Below are 16,962 nucleotides of genomic sequence, written 5' to 3'. Positions count from 1 at the left end.
CTGGCTTTTTTTATCAAGACACTAGATAGTCAGCAGAGTAGTAGGAGGGAACGCGATGTTTGAAGGTAAGCATATAACACTAATTGTAAGTGGGAGTGTGGCAAGTTATAAGGCGGCAACGCTGGCCCGAGAGTTGCAACGAGCTGGTGCCCAGGTGCGCGTGATTTTGACGACTGGAGCGGCTCAGTTTGTCACGGCAGCAACATTTGCGGCACTGACGAAAACTACCGTGTTGACGGATGATAATTGGTGGCAAGCGGATGGTCAGATTCGGCATATTGAGTGGGCCGATTGGACAGATTTACTGATTGCGGCACCTGCTTCGGCCAATTTGATGGCTCAATTGGCGAATGGATTGGCGAATGATGCTGCGAGTGCAACGTGGCTGGCTACAGCAGCACCGAAAGTGGTGGTTCCGGCAATGAACACCCATATGTGGCAAGCACCAGCTACACAACGGAATCGGCAGCAATTAATGACAGATGGGGCTCACGTGTTAACGCCAGCAACCGGTGTGTTAGCGGAAGGCTACTCTGGGCAAGGGCGATTTTTAGCACCGGCTGAGATTGTGCGGCAACTAGCGGATCTACCGCTATTTACTCCCCAGACCTTGGCTGGCAAGCGGGTGATCGTGACTGCTGGTGGGACGCGCGAGCGATTAGATCCAGTTCGGTTCTTAACGAATGACTCTTCTGGTAAGATGGGCTATGCCGTGGCTGCTGCCGCCCAGCAGGCGGGCGCAAAAGTCACATTAATTACAGCGCCAACGGGACTGTCGGCTCCCAGTGGTGTTGACATCGTAAACATTCAAAGCACAACGGAACTAGCGACGGCTGTACTGGATCGTTTTCCTAATGCGGATGTATTAGTCATGGCAGCTGCCGTGGCTGATTTTCAGCCAGTCACGGTAGCCGATCAGAAGATTAAGAAGACAGCCGATAATGATGAGATGGTTTTAACGTTAAAAAAGACGCCTGATATTTTAAAGCAAGTGGCGGCGATTAAACAACCACATCAAGTGACCGTGGGGTTTGCCGCTGAGACCCAAGCGGTTTTAGCTAATGGTCAAAAGAAACTAGCTGATAAGCAATTAGATCTTTTGGCTGCCAATGATGTCTCTCGCCAAGATATTGGGTTTAACAGTGACGATAATCAGGTGACCTTCATCATGCCAGACGGCGTAACGGACCAAACACCTAAGACCAGCAAACGAGTGATTGCCCAAGCCTTAGTGTCACGGGTCGCAACTATTTTAGCAGCAAAGTGAGGTGACAACGCGTGGCTCAAATTGGTCAAGTATTAGTTGATGTGCCCACCATGCAAACCAACGACCCTTATTCGTATGCCATTCCGGCAGAATTGGAACAACAAGTCCAATTAGGGATGCGCGTGACCGTGCCATTTGGTCGCGGACACCGGGTTGTTTCGGGGGTTGTGGTTGGTCTTAGTGATGGGACGAACTTTGATGGGCAGTTAAAACCGATTGCATCGGTCTTAGACCTAGCTCCGGTTTTAAATGAGGAATTGCGCCAACTAGCGGACTGGTTGGCGGACCAGACGTATGCCTTTCGAATCACGTGTATTCAAACGATGCTTCCGAATCTACTCAAGGCCCAAACGGCGCGCGAGATTAAGCCGACAACTGAACTCAGTCCGGCCGAGATGGCGCAATATTTTCCGGATGGTGCTCCTCGCGAATTTGATACGAGTAAATTAGATGATAAGACGATGGCTGGATTATTGCGGTTGCAGCGTGCTGAGAAGGTTGAGGTTACGTATCAAGTGACTAGCAAGGCAACCGCTAAGACGGTGACTGGCATCTTACCGGCCCAGTCAATTGATGAACTGAAAGCCCATCAGGATGCGGTAGTTAAACGCGCCCCTAAGCAAGCTAAACTGTTGGCCTACCTGCAAACCTTGTCGCCAACGACGCCAGTCGCGCAAAGTCGTGTGAGTCATGATACGGGCGTGAGTGCTGCCGTGATTACGGCAGCAGAAGCAAAGGGCTGGTTGGTCAAACAACCGATCGAGGTGTACCGCGATCCATTTCAACGGCCAGTAACCCCAACGGCACCATTAACGTTAAATACGGCACAACAGACTGCAGTGACGGCGATTACGCAGGCAATTGATGAACAACAGTCGCAAAACTTTTTAGTGGAAGGTGTCACTGGCAGCGGTAAAACTGAAGTTTATTTGCAAAGCATTGCGGTAGCCTTAGATCAAGGCCGAACGGCACTCATGCTGGTGCCTGAGATTGCGTTAACCCCGCAGATGGTTAATCGGGTTAAGGCCCGATTTGGTCATCGAGTGGCGGTCTTGCATAGCGGACTATCAAAGGGCGAACAGTATGATGAATGGCGCCGGATTGACCGCGGCGAAGCCACGGTTGTTGTTGGTGCCCGATCGGCGGTATTTGCGCCCGTTAAGAACTTGGGTATTATCATTATGGACGAGGAACATGAGAGTAGTTATAAGCAAGATGAAAATCCACGTTACCATGCCCGCGACGTGGCTTTATGGCGGGGACGTTATCATCATTGCCCGGTTGTACTGGGAAGTGCGACCCCTTCTTTAGAAACGCGAGCGCGGGCTTCTAAGGGGTTGTATACGCGCCTATTGCTAGCTAAGCGGGTCAATGATCATCCCTTACCGACGGTGCACGTTGTGGACATGCGAGAGGCACTAAAGCAACAAGGAGAAAGTGATTTTTCGGAACCGCTACTCACGGCAATTCAAGCCCGATTAGACCGGCATGAGCAAGTGGTCTTGATGCTAAATCGACGTGGTTACTCGTCGTTTGTAATGTGTCGAGATTGTGGCTTTGTGTTGAAATGTCCTAACTGTGATATTTCACTCACGCTACACATGGATACGCACACGATGAAGTGTCATTACTGTGGGCATGAAGAGGCGATTCCTCACGTCTGTCCCAATTGTCACAGTCGAAAGATTCGTTATTATGGGACTGGGACACAGAAAGTGGAACAGGCCTTACAGCAGTTAGTACCAACTGCCCGGATTTTACGAATGGATGTTGATTCTACGCGTCGCAAAGGGGCTCATGAGAAGATTCTCCGGCAGTTTGGCCAGCATGAGGCCGATATTTTGCTGGGGACGCAGATGATCGCCAAGGGGCTTGACTTCCCAGATGTTACGCTCGTTGGTGTTTTGAATGCCGATACGGCATTGGGGTTACCAGACTTCCGGGCGAGTGAACGCACCTTTCAGCTATTGACGCAAGTTAGTGGCCGGGCTGGTCGGGCTGATAAACCGGGAGAGGTCTACATTCAGACGTTTAATCCGGATCATTACGCCATTGAATTAGCCAAGGACCAGGATTACGAGCGCTTTTTTGTCACGGAAATGCATATGCGCCATCAGGGCAATTATCCGCCGTATTACTTTGCGGTACAGGTCACGGCTAGTCATGAAGATGAAGCGACGGCGGCTAAAGCGATGTATCAAATTGTGGCGGCGGTTAAAAAGGGGCTCAGTGCCAACGCGATTGTTCTAGGGCCAACACCTAAGGCAATTGCGCGAGTTAAACGGAAGTATTATTATCAAGTAGTAATCAAGTATAAACACGAACCACAATTAAAATCGGTTTTGGAACAGATTCGTCAGGCGGCCCAGATTCCGGCCCGTCACGGCTTATCGGTCACAATTGATCCAGAACCAATGAATTTTATGTAAAGATAGAAAGTATGGTGGAACGATGACTTCAGTAATTTTTATGGGAACGCCTCAGTTTTCGGCGCCCATTTTAAGTAGCTTAATTGATAACGGTTATGATGTGTTAGCGGTTGTAACCCAACCCGATCGTCGTGTTGGGAGAAAACACGTTTTAACGGCTTCTCCTGTTAAACAGGTGGCCGTCGCTCATGACATTGAGGTGTTACAACCAGAAAAAATTTCCGGTAGTTCCGAAATGGCGCGGGCAATTGAGCTGGCTCCCGATTTAATCGTGACGGCCGCTTTTGGACAATTCTTACCGACTAAATTGCTAAAAGCAGCTAAGGTGGCGGCAGTGAACGTACATGCCTCTTTGTTACCCAAGTATCGCGGTGGTGCGCCGGTGCATTATGCTATTATGAATGGCGATTCTGAGACCGGGGTTTCCATTATGTTTATGGAAAAGAAAATGGATGCCGGGGCGGTGCTGGCACAACGGGCCATCCCAATTACGGATCAAGATGATGTGGGGACGATGTTTGCCAAGCTTAGTGATTTAGGCCGTGACTTACTGTTAGAAACGTTACCTAAGCTACTGGCTGGTGAATTGACCCCCGTCCCACAAGACGAGTCACAAGTGAGCTTTTCACCGACTATCAAACCAGAAGAAGAGCGGGTTGATATTAACCTGAGTGCGCGGATGATTGACTGTAAAGTGCGGGCTTTACGTCCATTTCCAACAGCACATATTTATCTAAATGGTGTGCGGACCAAACTTTGGCACGTGACCGTTTTGGACCAAAAAACAGACTTACAGCCCGGCGCAGTCGTTAGTCGTGATAAGCATCATTTGGCAATTGCAACTGGCGAACAGGGTGTTTTAAGCTTAGATGAACTCCAACCAGCGGGAAAGCCTAAGCTCAGTATTACGGATTATTTGAATGGGACAACCGACGCATTGACCGTCGGCGAACAGGTGGCAGAATAATGACTAAAAATCAAACGCCCAGAGCGTTAGCAGTAGAAGCTTTAACGCGAGTTGCCGGTGGGGCTTACTCTAACTTGCAACTCGAACAAACCTTGGAAAGCCACCGATTAAGTGATGTTGATCGACGGTTCGTGACGAATTTGGTGTATGGCACGATCCAGCATCAATTAACGTTAGAATACTATTTATCAAAATTTATTAAGCCTCAGCAAAAGGTTTTGCCATGGGTCAAGATGACGCTAATGGTGGCCCTCTATCAGGAACTGTATTTAGATCGTGTGCCCAAGCGCGCCATCTTTAACGAAGCCATTCAATTAGCTAAGGATCGCGGACACGAAGGTATCCGTCGGTTTGTCACCGGGGTATTGCATGCCATTGATCGACAGGGATTACCAGACTTGGCACAAATTAAAGACCCAATTGAACGGCTGAGCTTGCAGTATTCAGTACCAACCTGGCTAATCACAGCCCTTCAAGAACAGGTTGGCGAAGACAAAACGATGCAAATTTTAGCAACAATCAATCAACCTGCCGCCCAATCCATTCGCGCCAACGTGGCTGTGACCACGGCTGAAGCGGTACAAGCTGCATTAGCAGCAGAAGGGTATCAGGTCACGCCTAGTCAGGTAGCGGCCAATGCCTTTCGTTTGGACGACAAAGCGGCTAACCAGAGTGCATTGTTCGCTGATGGGGCCATTACGATTCAAGATGAAAGTGCTATGTTGCCTGTGGAGGCTTTACAGTTACGCCCGGGTGATCAGGTCCTAGATGCGTGTGCGGCACCAGGTGGTAAGACCACCCAAATTGCGGCACAACTGGATGCGCATTCCGGGGGTAAGGTGACAGCCCTGGATCTGCATGAAAAGAAAGTTAAGCTGATTGAGGCCAACGCCGAACGGTTACATGTGACTGATCGCGTGGATGCCGTCGCTTTGGATGCCCGTAAGATTGATGACCAATTTCCAAAGAAGCAATTTGATCGTATTCTGGTTGATGCGCCCTGTTCTGGATTGGGATTGATCCGGCGTAAACCAGAAATCCGGTATGAAAAAACGCCCCAGGATATTCAGCAGTTACAACGGGTTCAATTGGATATTTTGAACGCGGTCAGCAAGAAGTTAAAACCCAATGGTATTTTGGTTTATAGCACGTGTACGATCCTGGACACTGAAAACGATGAGGTTGTGGCCCAATTTCTAGCCACCCATCCAGAGTTTTCGCCTATGCGGGTGACGACTGCCCAGAATATTAAGAGCGATCGGTCGACTGACACGCTAAAGATTTACCCAGATGACTTTGATTCGGACGGGTTCTTTGTCAGTGCCTTTCGGCGGCAAAAATAGGAGTGGCAACAATGGAAGTGGCGTATCGAACGTCTATTGGTCAGCAACGGGCAGATAACGAGGATTATGTGGATGTTTTTACCAATCAGGCGGGACAACATCTGGCAATTGTTGCCGATGGCATTGGTGGGCGCCAAGGGGGCGACGTCGCTAGTGCGATGGCGGTTTCTCACTTGGGCCATGAGTTTGTCCAAACTGATTTGGCGACCCCGGAAGCGGCTCGAACGTGGATTTCAAAAGAGATCACGGCAGAAAATCAGTCGATTATTGATAAATCTAATCAATTTGCTGACCTCAATGGGATGGGAACGACACTGGTTGCGGCACTTTATTTTGCTGAGGAAGTGGTGATTGCCAGTATCGGTGATTCACGGGCCTATCTTCTCCGCGATGACCAACTGCGTCAATTAACAGAAGACCACTCGTTGGTCAATGAGCTGGTAAAACGCGGTGAAATTAGCCGACAGGCGGCACGCCACCATCCACAAAAAAATGTGATTATTCGGTCTTTGGGGATCTCCGATGATGCGCGGTTTGATCTTAAAACCTACCCCTTGGTCTTAGGCGATCAATTGGTTTTATGTACAGATGGTCTGACGAACATGGTAGAAGACCAACAGATTAAAGCAGTCTTGACGAGTTCACTGTCGGTGGCAGAAAAATGCGATCGCTTAGTTGAATTAGCCAATGCAGCCGGCGGGTTAGATAACATCACCGTCTTAATCATTGCCAACAGCTCTCAGGAGGTGGTGGACTAATGCGGACGGGGTACACATTAAATGACCGTTACCGAATTGTCCGAGCACTGGGCGAGGGGGGCATGGCAAATGTCTATTTAGCACGCGACCTTATTTTGAATCGGGATGTTTCTGTCAAATTGTTGCGGTTAGACTTACGGGATGATCCGGGCACAATCCGGCGTTTTCAGCGTGAAGCACTCGCGGCAACCGAATTGGTTAGTCCCAATATTGTACAAGTCTACGATGTGGGCGAAGAAAATGGGATGCAGTATTTGGTGATGGAATATGTTGAGGGAACTGACCTCAAGGCATATATCAAGCAACACTTTCCAATTCCGTATCAAGAAGTCATTCAAATTATGGAGCAGATTCTAAGTGCGGTGAAAACGGCTCACGAGCATAATATTATTCATCGGGATCTGAAACCGCAAAATATTTTGATTGACCGGAATCAAGTCGCTAAAATTACCGATTTTGGAATTGCAGTGGCCTTGTCGGAGCATAACCTGACACAGACCAATACGGTTTTAGGCTCAGTGCACTATTTATCTCCAGAACAAGCTCGTGGCGGAATGGTGACGAAGCAATCTGACATCTATTCGCTGGGGATTATTCTATATGAACTTTTGACCGGAACGGTGCCATTTGAAGGCGAGACCGCCGTGTCCATTGTCTTGAAACATTTCCAGTCAGAGATCCCGTCAGTTCGTGATCTTGATCCGCGGATTCCTCAAGCATTGGAGAATGTGGTGCTCAAAGCGACTGCCAAGCGTCCTAGCGATCGATATACGGATAGCTTAAGTATGGCGGATGACTTGCGGACAGCACTATCGCCTAAACGTGCGGGTGAAGTACGATTTACACCAGCGGTTGAAGAGGATGGGGAGACCAAGGTTTTGCCAGCCAATGCATTAAGCTCGGTTGCGCCAGATACTGAGCAAGCAGCGACAACCCAATCGGCTCCGGCCGCGCCGGCAACTGAACATAAGGTAACCCCCAAGGGGCGAAAGAAGACGCGGCACCCGCGCCGGCGAAAATTTTTACTAGCTGGGCTAGTGGTGTTATTGGTTTTGTTAGGTGTCTTGATTGGTGTGGGACTTTTCCGTCCGCAAATGACCAATGTGCCAAACATCACTGGAAAAACGGAAGCGGTAGCCAAGAGCCGTTTGCGGGATGCTTACTTGACTGTCGGAACGGTTCATAAGACTGCAAGCGCTAAGGTCAAAGTAAACCGGGCCGTGAAAACCGAACCGCGATTTGGGACGCAGTTGAAACGGCAGACTATCGTGGATCTGTGGATCAGTACGGGACCTAAGCGCTATAAGCTAGCAAATTATCAAGGCGATTCGTATGCCAGTACCGCAGCTAAACTAGAAGCGTTGGGCTTCACCGTTCATCGCGAGTCTGTGCACTCAACAAGTGTGCCAGCAGGAAAGATCATGCAGCAGAGCGTGACTGCTGGTAAACAGGTGGTACCCTCGCGGACCTCGATAACGCTAATGGTTTCAACGGGATCGGCAACGGTCACATTGGCTGATTTAACGGATAAAACTAAGGTTCAAGCGCAAAACTATGCAACGGCGCACAACTTGAATTTGGCCTTTCAATACACGTATTCCAGTGATGTGACCAAGGGCCATGTCATTCGCCAGTCACCGGGTGAAGGTGCCGTCGTTCAAGAAGGTGATGAGGTCACCTTAACCATGTCACGTGGTGAACAGACCGATAGCAGTTCTAGTACGGATCAGTTCAACGTCACCCTAAAAATTCCTTTTGATGAGGGGGACTCGGACAGTAGTAGTGATAGCGCTAATGACAGCACGTCAAGCTCATCGGCGTCCAACCTGATTCAGATTTATTTAAAGGATCAGGATCATTCGCTAAACACCGTTTATAAGCAAATGACGATTACCGCTGATACAACAGTGACGTTACCGTTTACGGTCGTGTCAGGGAAAGCAGGAGCTTATAAAGTGGTTCGTGACGGCCACGTGATTGCATCTGATAGTCATGTGACGAAAAATTAAGGAAAACACCTGCAATTCTGACTCAGTTCTTTTATAATAAAGGGGAACTGAGTTTTTTTAATGGTGACGAGCAAATGGGCTAGATTGGCTCAACTAATCTTGTAAGGGAGGTGCTACATGGCAGAAGGACAGATTCGACAATCACTCAGTGGGTTTTATGACATTTATAGTGAAGGTAAAATGTATCGAACCCGCGCCCGGGGGAACTTTCGTAAACGGAAGATTACGCCGTTAGTAGGTGACCGCGTCAAATTTGATAGTTCATCACCCAAAGAGGGCTACATTTTAGAGATCTTACCACGGGATAACGCGTTAACCCGACCACCGGTAGCTAACATTGATCAAGGAGTGGTCGTGACAGCGGTCGCGGCGCCAGGATTTTCAACTAATCTACTGGATCGGCAATTGATTGCGTTAGAGGTGAGTCACATTGCTCCAGTCATTTACTTCACGAAAACTGATCTTATCGATGATGATCGTTATCAGACGTTTGAAACATTGGCTGTCGGTTACCGAAAAATTGGTTATCCCGTGTGTTTGACGCGAGAACCCTTTGCATCAACTGGTTTGGATCAGCTGCGCGACACATTAGCGGGTAAAGAAACCGTTATTATGGGTCAAACGGGTGCCGGAAAATCAACGTTATTGAATCATTTGTCACCAGAATTAACGTTAGCAACTGGTGAAATCTCGACGGCCTTGAATCGGGGTCGTCATACGACGAGAAAAGTCAGTTTGATGCCGGTAGCAAATGGTTTAGTAGCTGATACACCGGGATTTTCTTCGTATGATACGCTCACCATTGACTATCGGGAATTGGGACAATATTTCCCAGAGTTCCTAAATGTTGCGAGTGAATGCCGTTTTCGTGGCTGTGTGCACGTGAACGAGCCGGGATGTGCCGTTAAAGATCGGCTAGCTGCGGGTGAGTTTATGCAAAGTCGATATGACAACTACCTCCAGTTACTGACATTGTTAAAGAACCAAAAACCAATTTATAACAAGAAGAAATGAGGAAGAGAATTTATGATTAAAGTAGCGCCTTCAATTTTAAGTGCAGATTATGTGAACCTTCAACCAGACATTGAAATGGTCGATAAGGCCGGAGCTGAAGTTTTACACATTGACATTATGGACGGTAACTTTGTGCCCGCCTTGTCTTATGGTCCAGGCTGGGTTAAAGCCATTCGGCCCATTACCAAGATGGTCTTAGATGTTCACATGATGGTTCAGAATCCAGAACGGTACGTTGAAGACTTTGCCAAGGCTGGCGCTGATATTATTGGGGTGCATGTTGAAGCGACACCACATATTCACCGGGCCTTACAGATGATTCAAAATGCGGGTGTGACACCAGAAGTTGTGATTAACCCCGGGACACCTGTTTCTGCAATCGAACCAGTTCTTGATATGGTCGGCCAGGTCTTAGTGATGACGGTTAACCCTGGCTTTGGTGGTCAAAAGTTTCTCCACAGCACGGTGGCTAAGATTGCTGAATTGGATGCTATCAAGAAGGCAAAGGGCTACGACTTTGATATCGAAGTTGATGGTGGTGTGAATGACCAAACGGTTGTTGATTGTGCTAATGCTGGGGCAACAGTAGCCGTTGCTGGCTCATACGTCTTCAATGCTGATGATCCAGTGTCACGGATCAACGCCTTAAAGGACGCGACGAAATAATGCCACGCGGCGGGACATTTAATTTATTAGTTGGTGGTCCGAAGGTCAACTGGCCGGAAGACTTTGCCACAGAAACTGATGGATCTTGGATTGGGGTTGATCGGGGAACGTTACGTTTGATCGATCTTAACATTCAGCCCGTCGCAGCAATTGGTGATTTTGACTCGTTGGCAGCGCCCGAGTTGCAGCGTGTTCGTCGCAATGTAAAGGATATTCGTCAGGCGCAAGTTGAAAAGGACTTTACGGATACGCAAATGGCGGTGTCTGTGGCGTTTAATGACTACGGAGCCGAGCGGGTAGACATTTACGGAGCAACAGGCGGCCGGTTAGACCACTTTTTAGCCAATCTTTTTTTGGTGCTGGAACCGCGGTTTAAGCGTTATGCGGGGCAGATTCGGTTGATTGACCGTCAAAATACAGTCAGCTTTTATTTGCCTGGGCGCCATACGATTCAAAAAGAGGCAGACAAAAAGTATTTGGCCTTTGTTCCATTAACGCCAATTGACCATTTAAGTTTGCTAGATGAAAAGTATCAATTGCACAATGAGCCAATTCCGTATCCGATTTCCTTTGCCAGCAATGAATTTGTTGGGGAGACGGGAACCTTTCAATTCGATACAGGACTACTCGGTGTGATCCAGAGTCGTGACACGTATGAAGCGCGTCATGAATAAATTAAGAGCCTGGGATAAACTTCCCGGGCTTTTTTGCATCAAAAATTCCAAATGATTACAGCAGAACACAAAAAAACACGAACCAGCATGCTGGGTTCGTGTTTTTTTATATCCGGGTCCGTTAACTAGACGCGGGTTACTTTACCTGATTTCAAAGTCCGAGCGGAAATCCAAACCTTCTTTGGCTTACCGTCCACTAAGATGCGAACCTTTTGTAAGTTCGGCTTCCAAGCGCGACGACTTGAATTCAAAGCGTGAGAACGCTTGTTACCGAAGTGCGTCCGCTTGCCGTTGAGAAAATCCTTTGCCATGGCGTAAACCCTCCTTTGTGGTTTCGTTACTTTTTAAAAAAGCAGTGCTTTTTACTCACCTGACTAATTTACCATACTCTTTTGCTGAACGCAATGGTTTCTTTCAAGGAAATTTACTTGACACTTATTTACCGCTAGGGCGTGCATTTCGGAGTTCCTATTTCTATTTTTGCGTGGGTTGTGGTAAGATTAATTTCTGTTAAGATTCTATATCCAGATAAGGAGGCTATTTCCATGGCCGTAAAGATTAAGACTCAGTACGGAACAATTGATATCACCAATGATGTGATTGCGACCGTAGTTGGGGGTGCCGCGACTGATAATTATGGTGTCGTGGGCATGGCAAGTAAGAATCAAATCCGAGATAACGTCAATGATATTTTGCGACGGGAGAATTATGCCCGTGGCGTAGTTGTTCGCCAAGAAGAAAATGGTGTGGCAATCGATGTTTATGTCATTGTTAGCTATGGCACGAAGATTTCTGAAGTGTCACGTAACGTGCAATCTAAAGTCAAATACAACCTAGAAACGATGCTGGGAGTTACTGCAAACTCAGTTAATGTCATTGTTCAAGGGGTGCGGGTGTTGGCTGATTAGCCAGACGTACTGAAATCAAGGAGGATACTTAGTTGAAAGTAACAGAAATTACTAATCTTGAGTTTGGTAAGATGGTTCAGGCCGCCTCGCAAAAACTAAACCAAAACGCTGATTTTATCAACTCATTGAATGTGTTCCCAGTGCCTGATGGGGATACGGGGACGAATATGAGCTTGTCCTTAGCTAGTGGTGCTAAGTATGAACGTGATGCCGATGGTACCGCCGTTGGTGTTCTAGCGACTGCTTTAGCCAAAGGTCTATTGATGGGGGCCCGGGGAAATTCTGGAGTGATTTTGTCGCAGATTTTTCGGGGATTTTCCAAAAAGCTGGCGGATAAGCAAACGTTGACGGCCCAGGATTTGGCCGATGGCTTTGCAGCCGGGGCAGAAACGGCGTATAAAGCCGTTATGAAGCCCACTGAAGGAACTATCTTAACGGTAGTTCGTGAGGGGGCTCAGGCGGGATTAAACACAGCTAAATCATCTGATGATGTCTTAGCTGTCATGGACGCTATTTATGAAGCCGCCAAGGCAGCACTAGCCACCACACCCGACCTGTTACCGGTTTTGAAACAAGTTGGCGTTGTCGATTCTGGTGGTCAAGGATTGACCTTTGTCTTAGAGGCCTTTAATGACTCATTGAATGGTCGGGTTGCCGAAGATGGCGAATACAAGCCAGATGATGCTGAAATGGACGAAATGATCGACGCAGCCCACCACCAAAGTGTGCAAGGAAAGCTTGATCCTAACAGTATCAAGTATGGATATTGTACAGAAATCATGGTGCGTATTGGTCGCGGTAAGCAAGTCGATCATGACTTTGATTATGATGAATTTTACAAATACCTTGCTGATTTAGGGGATTCTCTGTTAGTGGTCAACGATGATGAAATTGTTAAAGTCCACGTGCATACGGAACACCCTGGAAAAGTGATTGCTTGGGGCCAGGAATTTGGTGATCTCGCAAAAGTTAAAGTGGACAACATGCGGATGCAACAAGAAACCATCATGGAACATGATGAAGAAGCTGCTGCGGATGCTGGTGTGGCCACGGCGACTGCTGACGAAGCACCAGCGGATACGGCGATCATTGCGATTGCTGCCGGTGATGGTTTAGCGACGCTCTTTAAGAGCCTAGGCGTGACGCATGTGGTTAACGGTGGACAAACGATGAATCCAAGCACACAAGATATCGTGGATGCCATTAATCAAAGCCAAGCGAAGCGGGCGATTGTGCTACCTAACAACAAGAATATTTTCTTAGCTGCTGAACAGGCTGCTAAGGTTGCGGATATTCCAAGCGTCATTGTTCATTCTAAGACTGTTTCTCAAGGGATGACGGCCATGTTGGGCTACAATCCGGACGCTGAATTAGAAGATAATCAAGCGTCAATGGAAGAAAACTTGAGTGCTGTTAAGAGTGGTCAAGTGACGCACGCGATTCGTGATACCCAACTAGATGGTTTTGACATCAAGGAAGGCAACTTCATGGGAATCGTGGATGGCACCATCAAAGTAACTGATGCAGACCTCTTGCAGACAGCTGTTGCAACGGTTAAGGCCATGTTGGATGATGATAGTGAAATTATTACAATTATTTATGGCGCGGATACGACGGCTGATGTTGCAGAACAACTTCAACAAGCGGTTGAAGCATTAGATGATGACCTAGAAACGGAAGTTCATGAAGGGAACCAACCGGTTTACCCATTCTTGATTTCGGTAGAATAACGGTCACTTAACGAAGAAAGATTGGGCACTTGTCCAGTCTTTTTTCGCTTTTTATGACGGGAGGGAGACGATAAGATGGCAAGTTTAAGTGATGCAGTCAGTCAGCTAGCAGGCGTTGGTCCCAAGCGGGTTCAAGCACTACAAAGTCTAGGAATTGAGAATATGAATGATCTGTTGACTTATTTTCCCTTCCGTTATGAAGACCTACAGGCAAAAGACCCGGCGGAGTTGACTGACCAAGCGAAAGTGACGTTAAAGGGGACAGTTGCCGGAGCACCAGTACTCACCCGTTTCGGGCGTAAGAAAAATCGGTTGAACTTTCGGCTACTCGTCGATGAACATACCGCGATGCCCGTCACGTTTTTTAACCAGCCTTGGTTGAAAGATCAATTAGAAGTGGGAAATGAAATTGTCGTTTATGGGCGGTTTGATGCGAAACGGCAAAGTCTGGTGGGGATGAAGATTTTGGCTAGCGCAGATAGTGGGATGGGGTCCATTTACCCAGCCAACAAGGAGATTCGCCAAGGAACTGTTAAAAAATTAGTGGCCGAGGCGTATGAGCAGTATGCGTCAGTGATTGTTGATTTAATACCGGAAACCTTACGAGAACACTACCGGTTGTTACATCGGTGCAAGATGATTCATGACATGCATTTCCCAGCTGACGAGACGGCAGCGCAAGCAGCACGACGGACGGCTAAGTTTGAGGAGTTCTATCTGTTCGAACTGCGGTTACAGATCGTTAAGTTGCAAGATCACACATTGCACGGGCAACCTTTGGCGTATGATTTGTCGAAGCTCAAAGCGTTTATCGCGTCATTGCCATATGAATTAACAGCCGCGCAAAAACGCGTGGTTAACGAAATCTGTTTTGATCTAAAGCGGCCGATTCATATGAACCGGTTGCTGCAGGGGGATGTCGGGAGTGGTAAGACGGTCGTTGCGGCAATTGCGATGTATGCGGCCATTACGGCGGGAGCTCAAGCTGCACTGATGGCCCCAACGGAAATTTTAGCAGAACAACATGCGAACAACTTAGCGAAATTGTTTGCAGACTTTCCCGTTAATGTGGCGCTGTTAACGGGGGCGACAAAGGCGGCCGCTAGAAAAACGCTACTCCCACAGATTGCTCAGGGCGGCGTTGACCTGTTAATTGGGACCCATGCGTTAATCCAGCCGGAGGTAACGTATCATCAGCTGGGACTGGCCGTGATTGATGAGCAACACCGTTTTGGGGTTAATCAGCGTCAAGCGCTGCGTGAGAAAGGTCAGCAACCCGATGTGCTGGCAATGACCGCGACACCTATTCCACGAACCTTGGCCATTACAGCTTATGGTGAGATGGATGTGTCAGTCATTAATGAGTTGCCGGCTGGTCGTCAGCCGATCAAGACGACCTGGATTCGAAGTAACCAAGTTGATGCCACGTTGCGTCAGGTTAAGGCAGAATTGAGCACGGGTTCACAGGCATACGTTGTCACACCGCTGATTGAGGAGTCCGAAGCGGTCGATATGAAAAATGCCGAAGCAATTTATGAGCGCTTTAAAACCGAATTTGAACCGACTTATAAAGTGGGTCTTTTACATGGTCGGATGAAAGATGATGAGAAAAATGCGATTATGGCCGCCTTTAAGGCTAATGAATTCCAAGTGCTGGTAGCGACAACTGTCATTGAAGTTGGCGTGGATGTTCCTAATGCCACATTGATGATGATTTATGATGCCGATCATTTTGGACTCGCTCAGCTTCACCAATTACGAGGACGGGTTGGTCGAGGCACTCGGGCCTCTGCCTGTATTTTGATTGCTGATCCGAAGAATCAGTTGGCGATTGAACGGATGACCACGATGACCAGTACCAATGATGGTTTTGTTTTATCGCAAAAAGATTTGGAGTTACGAGGCCCAGGTGATATTCTGGGAAGAAAGCAATCTGGTGTACCGGATTTTAAGGTCGGTGACCCAGTGGCTGATCTTAATATCTTGAGTGCGGCTCAACAGGCAGCTAAAGAGACCGTGGCTGCCCCTAATTGGGCGGAAAAGGATGCGAATTTGGCTTTAGCAGCCTTCTTGAGCACGACAGCGCACCAGACAACAACGATGGATTAAAGGAGACGGAAAATGAAGATTGCAGTAGACGCAATGGGTGGCGACTACGCCCCTGATGAAATTGTCAAAGGGATTGAATTAGCACGCGATGCTTATCCAGATTTGGAATTTTTATTGTATGGGCAAACGGCAAAGGTGCAACCGCTGTTACAGAATACAACGCGGATTGAACTCGTTGATACTCCTGAAGTGATTGCCATGGAAGATGAACCGGTACGTGCAGTTCGACGAAAAAAGCAATCAAGTATTGTGTTAGCTGCAACGGCGGTTCGTGAGGGCCAAGCAGATGCGTTTTTCTCTGCCGGTAATACAGGGGCAGTGCTAGCAGCCGGGTTGTTAATCATTGGGCGGATCAAAGGAATTGAACGACCGGGGTTGACGACGACGCTACCAGTTTTACAACGGCCGGATCAATCTAGTTTTGTTATGCTCGATGTCGGTGCTAATGCGGACACGAAGCCATTTAATGTCGTGCAATACGCGATCATGGGCCAGTATTACGCGCAGTCAGTCATGCACGTTGACAACCCGCGGATCGGTTTATTAAATAATGGGACGGAAGCCGATAAGGGTGATATGGCTCACCGTGCGATTCATGATGCCTTGGCTGACATGGCGGAAATCAATTTCGTGGGTAACGTCGAGTCACGTGAATTGTTAAATGGAGCTGCTGATGTGGTAGTAACGGATGGTTTTACCGGAAATGCGACGCTAAAAGCAGTTGAAGGCACAGCCTTATCCATGTTAAAGCTAATTAAAGGCGAGATTATGAGCGGCGGCCTAGGCGGTAAGATTGGGGCCAGCATGTTGAAGCCCGTCTTCCGTCAGGTGCGAAGTGCGATGGACTATTCACAGTATGGCGGCGCTGTTTTATTAGGATTAAAAGCACCAGTTGTCAAAACTCACGGTTCCACCAAAGCGGAAACTGTTAAGAATACGATTGGCCAGATTCAGGAATTGCTGGCGAGTCACAGTGCTGATCAGTTAGGGACTTATTTTGCCGAACATAGTGATGAAATGGCGGCTTTGAAGGAGAACCTAAAGGCCTAATTGACGGGGAGGTTTTCGTTGAAACGCTAGACATGGTG

Annotated in this window: 14 protein-coding genes; 13 read left to right on the top strand and 1 reads right to left on the bottom strand. The window is 48.0% G+C overall.

Annotated features, from left to right (window positions below; translation table 11 throughout):
- Positions 1 to 55 precede the first annotated feature (55 nt).
- The 9 genes from coaBC to ACP4IT_RS00875 all read left to right on the top strand — a co-directional run bounded on the left by coaBC (position 56) and on the right by ACP4IT_RS00875 (position 11,127).
- The gene (gene coaBC, locus ACP4IT_RS00915; RefSeq protein ID WP_011667691.1) at positions 56 to 1,267 is read left to right on the top strand and encodes a bifunctional phosphopantothenoylcysteine decarboxylase/phosphopantothenate--cysteine ligase CoaBC; all 1,212 of its coding nucleotides are present in this window, start codon (positions 56 to 58) and stop codon (positions 1,265 to 1,267) included.
- A gap of 11 nt (positions 1,268 to 1,278) precedes the next feature.
- On the top strand, positions 1,279 to 3,696 hold the full coding sequence (priA, locus tag ACP4IT_RS00910) for a primosomal protein N' (protein WP_172757593.1): 2,418 nt from the start codon (positions 1,279 to 1,281) through the stop codon (positions 3,694 to 3,696).
- A 22-nt stretch (positions 3,697 to 3,718) separates the two neighbouring features.
- A complete protein-coding gene (fmt, locus tag ACP4IT_RS00905; protein ID WP_011667689.1) occupies positions 3,719 to 4,663 on the top strand; it encodes a methionyl-tRNA formyltransferase in 945 nt (314 codons plus the stop codon).
- Positions 4,663 to 6,006 carry a 16S rRNA (cytosine(967)-C(5))-methyltransferase RsmB gene (gene rsmB / locus ACP4IT_RS00900; RefSeq protein ID WP_011667688.1) on the top strand — a complete coding sequence of 448 codons (1,344 nt, stop codon included), beginning with the start codon at positions 4,663 to 4,665 and terminating at the stop codon, positions 6,004 to 6,006. Before fmt ends, rsmB begins: the two co-directional genes overlap by 1 nt.
- A gap of 11 nt (positions 6,007 to 6,017) precedes the next feature.
- Complete coding sequence (locus tag ACP4IT_RS00895; RefSeq protein WP_011667687.1) at positions 6,018 to 6,764, top strand: Stp1/IreP family PP2C-type Ser/Thr phosphatase; 747 nt, start codon at positions 6,018 to 6,020, stop codon at positions 6,762 to 6,764.
- Entirely contained in the window at positions 6,764 to 8,773 is a 2,010-nt protein-coding gene (gene pknB / locus ACP4IT_RS00890) for a Stk1 family PASTA domain-containing Ser/Thr kinase (protein ID WP_047020959.1), read from the top strand. Before ACP4IT_RS00895 ends, pknB begins: the two co-directional genes overlap by 1 nt.
- Positions 8,774 to 8,890: 117 nt before the next feature.
- On the top strand, positions 8,891 to 9,787 hold the full coding sequence (gene rsgA / locus ACP4IT_RS00885; protein WP_024855053.1) for a ribosome small subunit-dependent GTPase A: 897 nt from the start codon (positions 8,891 to 8,893) through the stop codon (positions 9,785 to 9,787).
- Positions 9,788 to 9,799: 12 nt separating this feature from the next.
- Positions 9,800 to 10,453: a ribulose-phosphate 3-epimerase gene (gene rpe / locus ACP4IT_RS00880; RefSeq protein WP_021741231.1), complete on the top strand. Its 654-nt coding sequence runs from the start codon at positions 9,800 to 9,802 to the stop codon at positions 10,451 to 10,453.
- On the top strand, positions 10,453 to 11,127 hold the full coding sequence (locus ACP4IT_RS00875) for a thiamine diphosphokinase (RefSeq protein WP_011667683.1): 675 nt from the start codon (positions 10,453 to 10,455) through the stop codon (positions 11,125 to 11,127). The genes rpe and ACP4IT_RS00875 overlap by 1 nt, the downstream gene beginning before the upstream one ends.
- A gap of 125 nt (positions 11,128 to 11,252) precedes the next feature.
- On the opposite strand, the gene rpmB is transcribed toward ACP4IT_RS00875, so the two are convergent.
- Positions 11,253 to 11,438 carry a 50S ribosomal protein L28 gene (gene rpmB / locus ACP4IT_RS00870; protein WP_011667682.1) on the bottom strand — a complete coding sequence of 62 codons (186 nt, stop codon included), beginning with the start codon at positions 11,436 to 11,438 and terminating at the stop codon, positions 11,253 to 11,255.
- A gap of 234 nt (positions 11,439 to 11,672) precedes the next feature.
- On the opposite strand from rpmB, the gene ACP4IT_RS00865 reads away from it, so the two are divergent.
- The 4 genes from ACP4IT_RS00865 (at position 11,673) to plsX (ending at position 16,924) form a co-directional block, all read left to right on the top strand.
- On the top strand, positions 11,673 to 12,035 hold the full coding sequence (locus tag ACP4IT_RS00865; protein WP_011667681.1) for an Asp23/Gls24 family envelope stress response protein: 363 nt from the start codon (positions 11,673 to 11,675) through the stop codon (positions 12,033 to 12,035).
- Positions 12,036 to 12,067: 32 nt separating this feature from the next.
- Positions 12,068 to 13,765 (top strand): DAK2 domain-containing protein, encoded by a 1,698-nt coding sequence (locus tag ACP4IT_RS00860; RefSeq protein ID WP_015473646.1) that lies wholly within the window; start codon positions 12,068 to 12,070, stop codon positions 13,763 to 13,765.
- Positions 13,766 to 13,840: 75 nt separating this feature from the next.
- The gene (gene recG, locus ACP4IT_RS00855) at positions 13,841 to 15,874 is read left to right on the top strand and encodes an ATP-dependent DNA helicase RecG (RefSeq protein ID WP_426855146.1); all 2,034 of its coding nucleotides are present in this window, start codon (positions 13,841 to 13,843) and stop codon (positions 15,872 to 15,874) included.
- A 12-nt stretch (positions 15,875 to 15,886) separates the two neighbouring features.
- The gene (gene plsX / locus ACP4IT_RS00850; protein WP_015473648.1) at positions 15,887 to 16,924 is read left to right on the top strand and encodes a phosphate acyltransferase PlsX; all 1,038 of its coding nucleotides are present in this window, start codon (positions 15,887 to 15,889) and stop codon (positions 16,922 to 16,924) included.
- Positions 16,925 to 16,962 lie beyond the last annotated feature (38 nt).

Origin of the sequence: Levilactobacillus sp. LN180102 (assembly GCF_050106635.1) — a bacterium.
In the GTDB taxonomy this organism is placed as follows: domain Bacteria; phylum Bacillota; class Bacilli; order Lactobacillales; family Lactobacillaceae; genus Levilactobacillus; species Levilactobacillus brevis.
Note: the sequence above shows the minus strand (reverse complement) of the source record. Positions and strands in the feature narration are given on the sequence as shown.

Excerpts from the sequence above, each read along its gene's own strand:
- coaBC (WP_011667691.1), top strand. The coding sequence starts at position 56 with ATGTTTGAAGGTAAGCATATAACACTAATTGTAAGTGGGAGTGTGGCA.
- fmt (WP_011667689.1), top strand. The coding sequence starts at position 3,719 with ATGACTTCAGTAATTTTTATGGGAACGCCTCAGTTTTCGGCGCCCATT.
- rsmB (WP_011667688.1), top strand. The coding sequence starts at position 4,663 with ATGACTAAAAATCAAACGCCCAGAGCGTTAGCAGTAGAAGCTTTAACG.
- ACP4IT_RS00895 (WP_011667687.1), top strand. The coding sequence starts at position 6,018 with ATGGAAGTGGCGTATCGAACGTCTATTGGTCAGCAACGGGCAGATAAC.
- pknB (WP_047020959.1), top strand. The coding sequence starts at position 6,764 with ATGCGGACGGGGTACACATTAAATGACCGTTACCGAATTGTCCGAGCA.
- rsgA (WP_024855053.1), top strand. The coding sequence starts at position 8,891 with ATGGCAGAAGGACAGATTCGACAATCACTCAGTGGGTTTTATGACATT.
- rpe (WP_021741231.1), top strand. The coding sequence starts at position 9,800 with ATGATTAAAGTAGCGCCTTCAATTTTAAGTGCAGATTATGTGAACCTT.
- ACP4IT_RS00875 (WP_011667683.1), top strand. The coding sequence starts at position 10,453 with ATGCCACGCGGCGGGACATTTAATTTATTAGTTGGTGGTCCGAAGGTC.
- rpmB (WP_011667682.1), bottom strand. The coding sequence starts at position 11,438 with ATGGCAAAGGATTTTCTCAACGGCAAGCGGACGCACTTCGGTAACAAG.
- ACP4IT_RS00865 (WP_011667681.1), top strand. The coding sequence starts at position 11,673 with ATGGCCGTAAAGATTAAGACTCAGTACGGAACAATTGATATCACCAAT.
- recG (WP_426855146.1), top strand. The coding sequence starts at position 13,841 with ATGGCAAGTTTAAGTGATGCAGTCAGTCAGCTAGCAGGCGTTGGTCCC.
- plsX (WP_015473648.1), top strand. The coding sequence starts at position 15,887 with ATGAAGATTGCAGTAGACGCAATGGGTGGCGACTACGCCCCTGATGAA.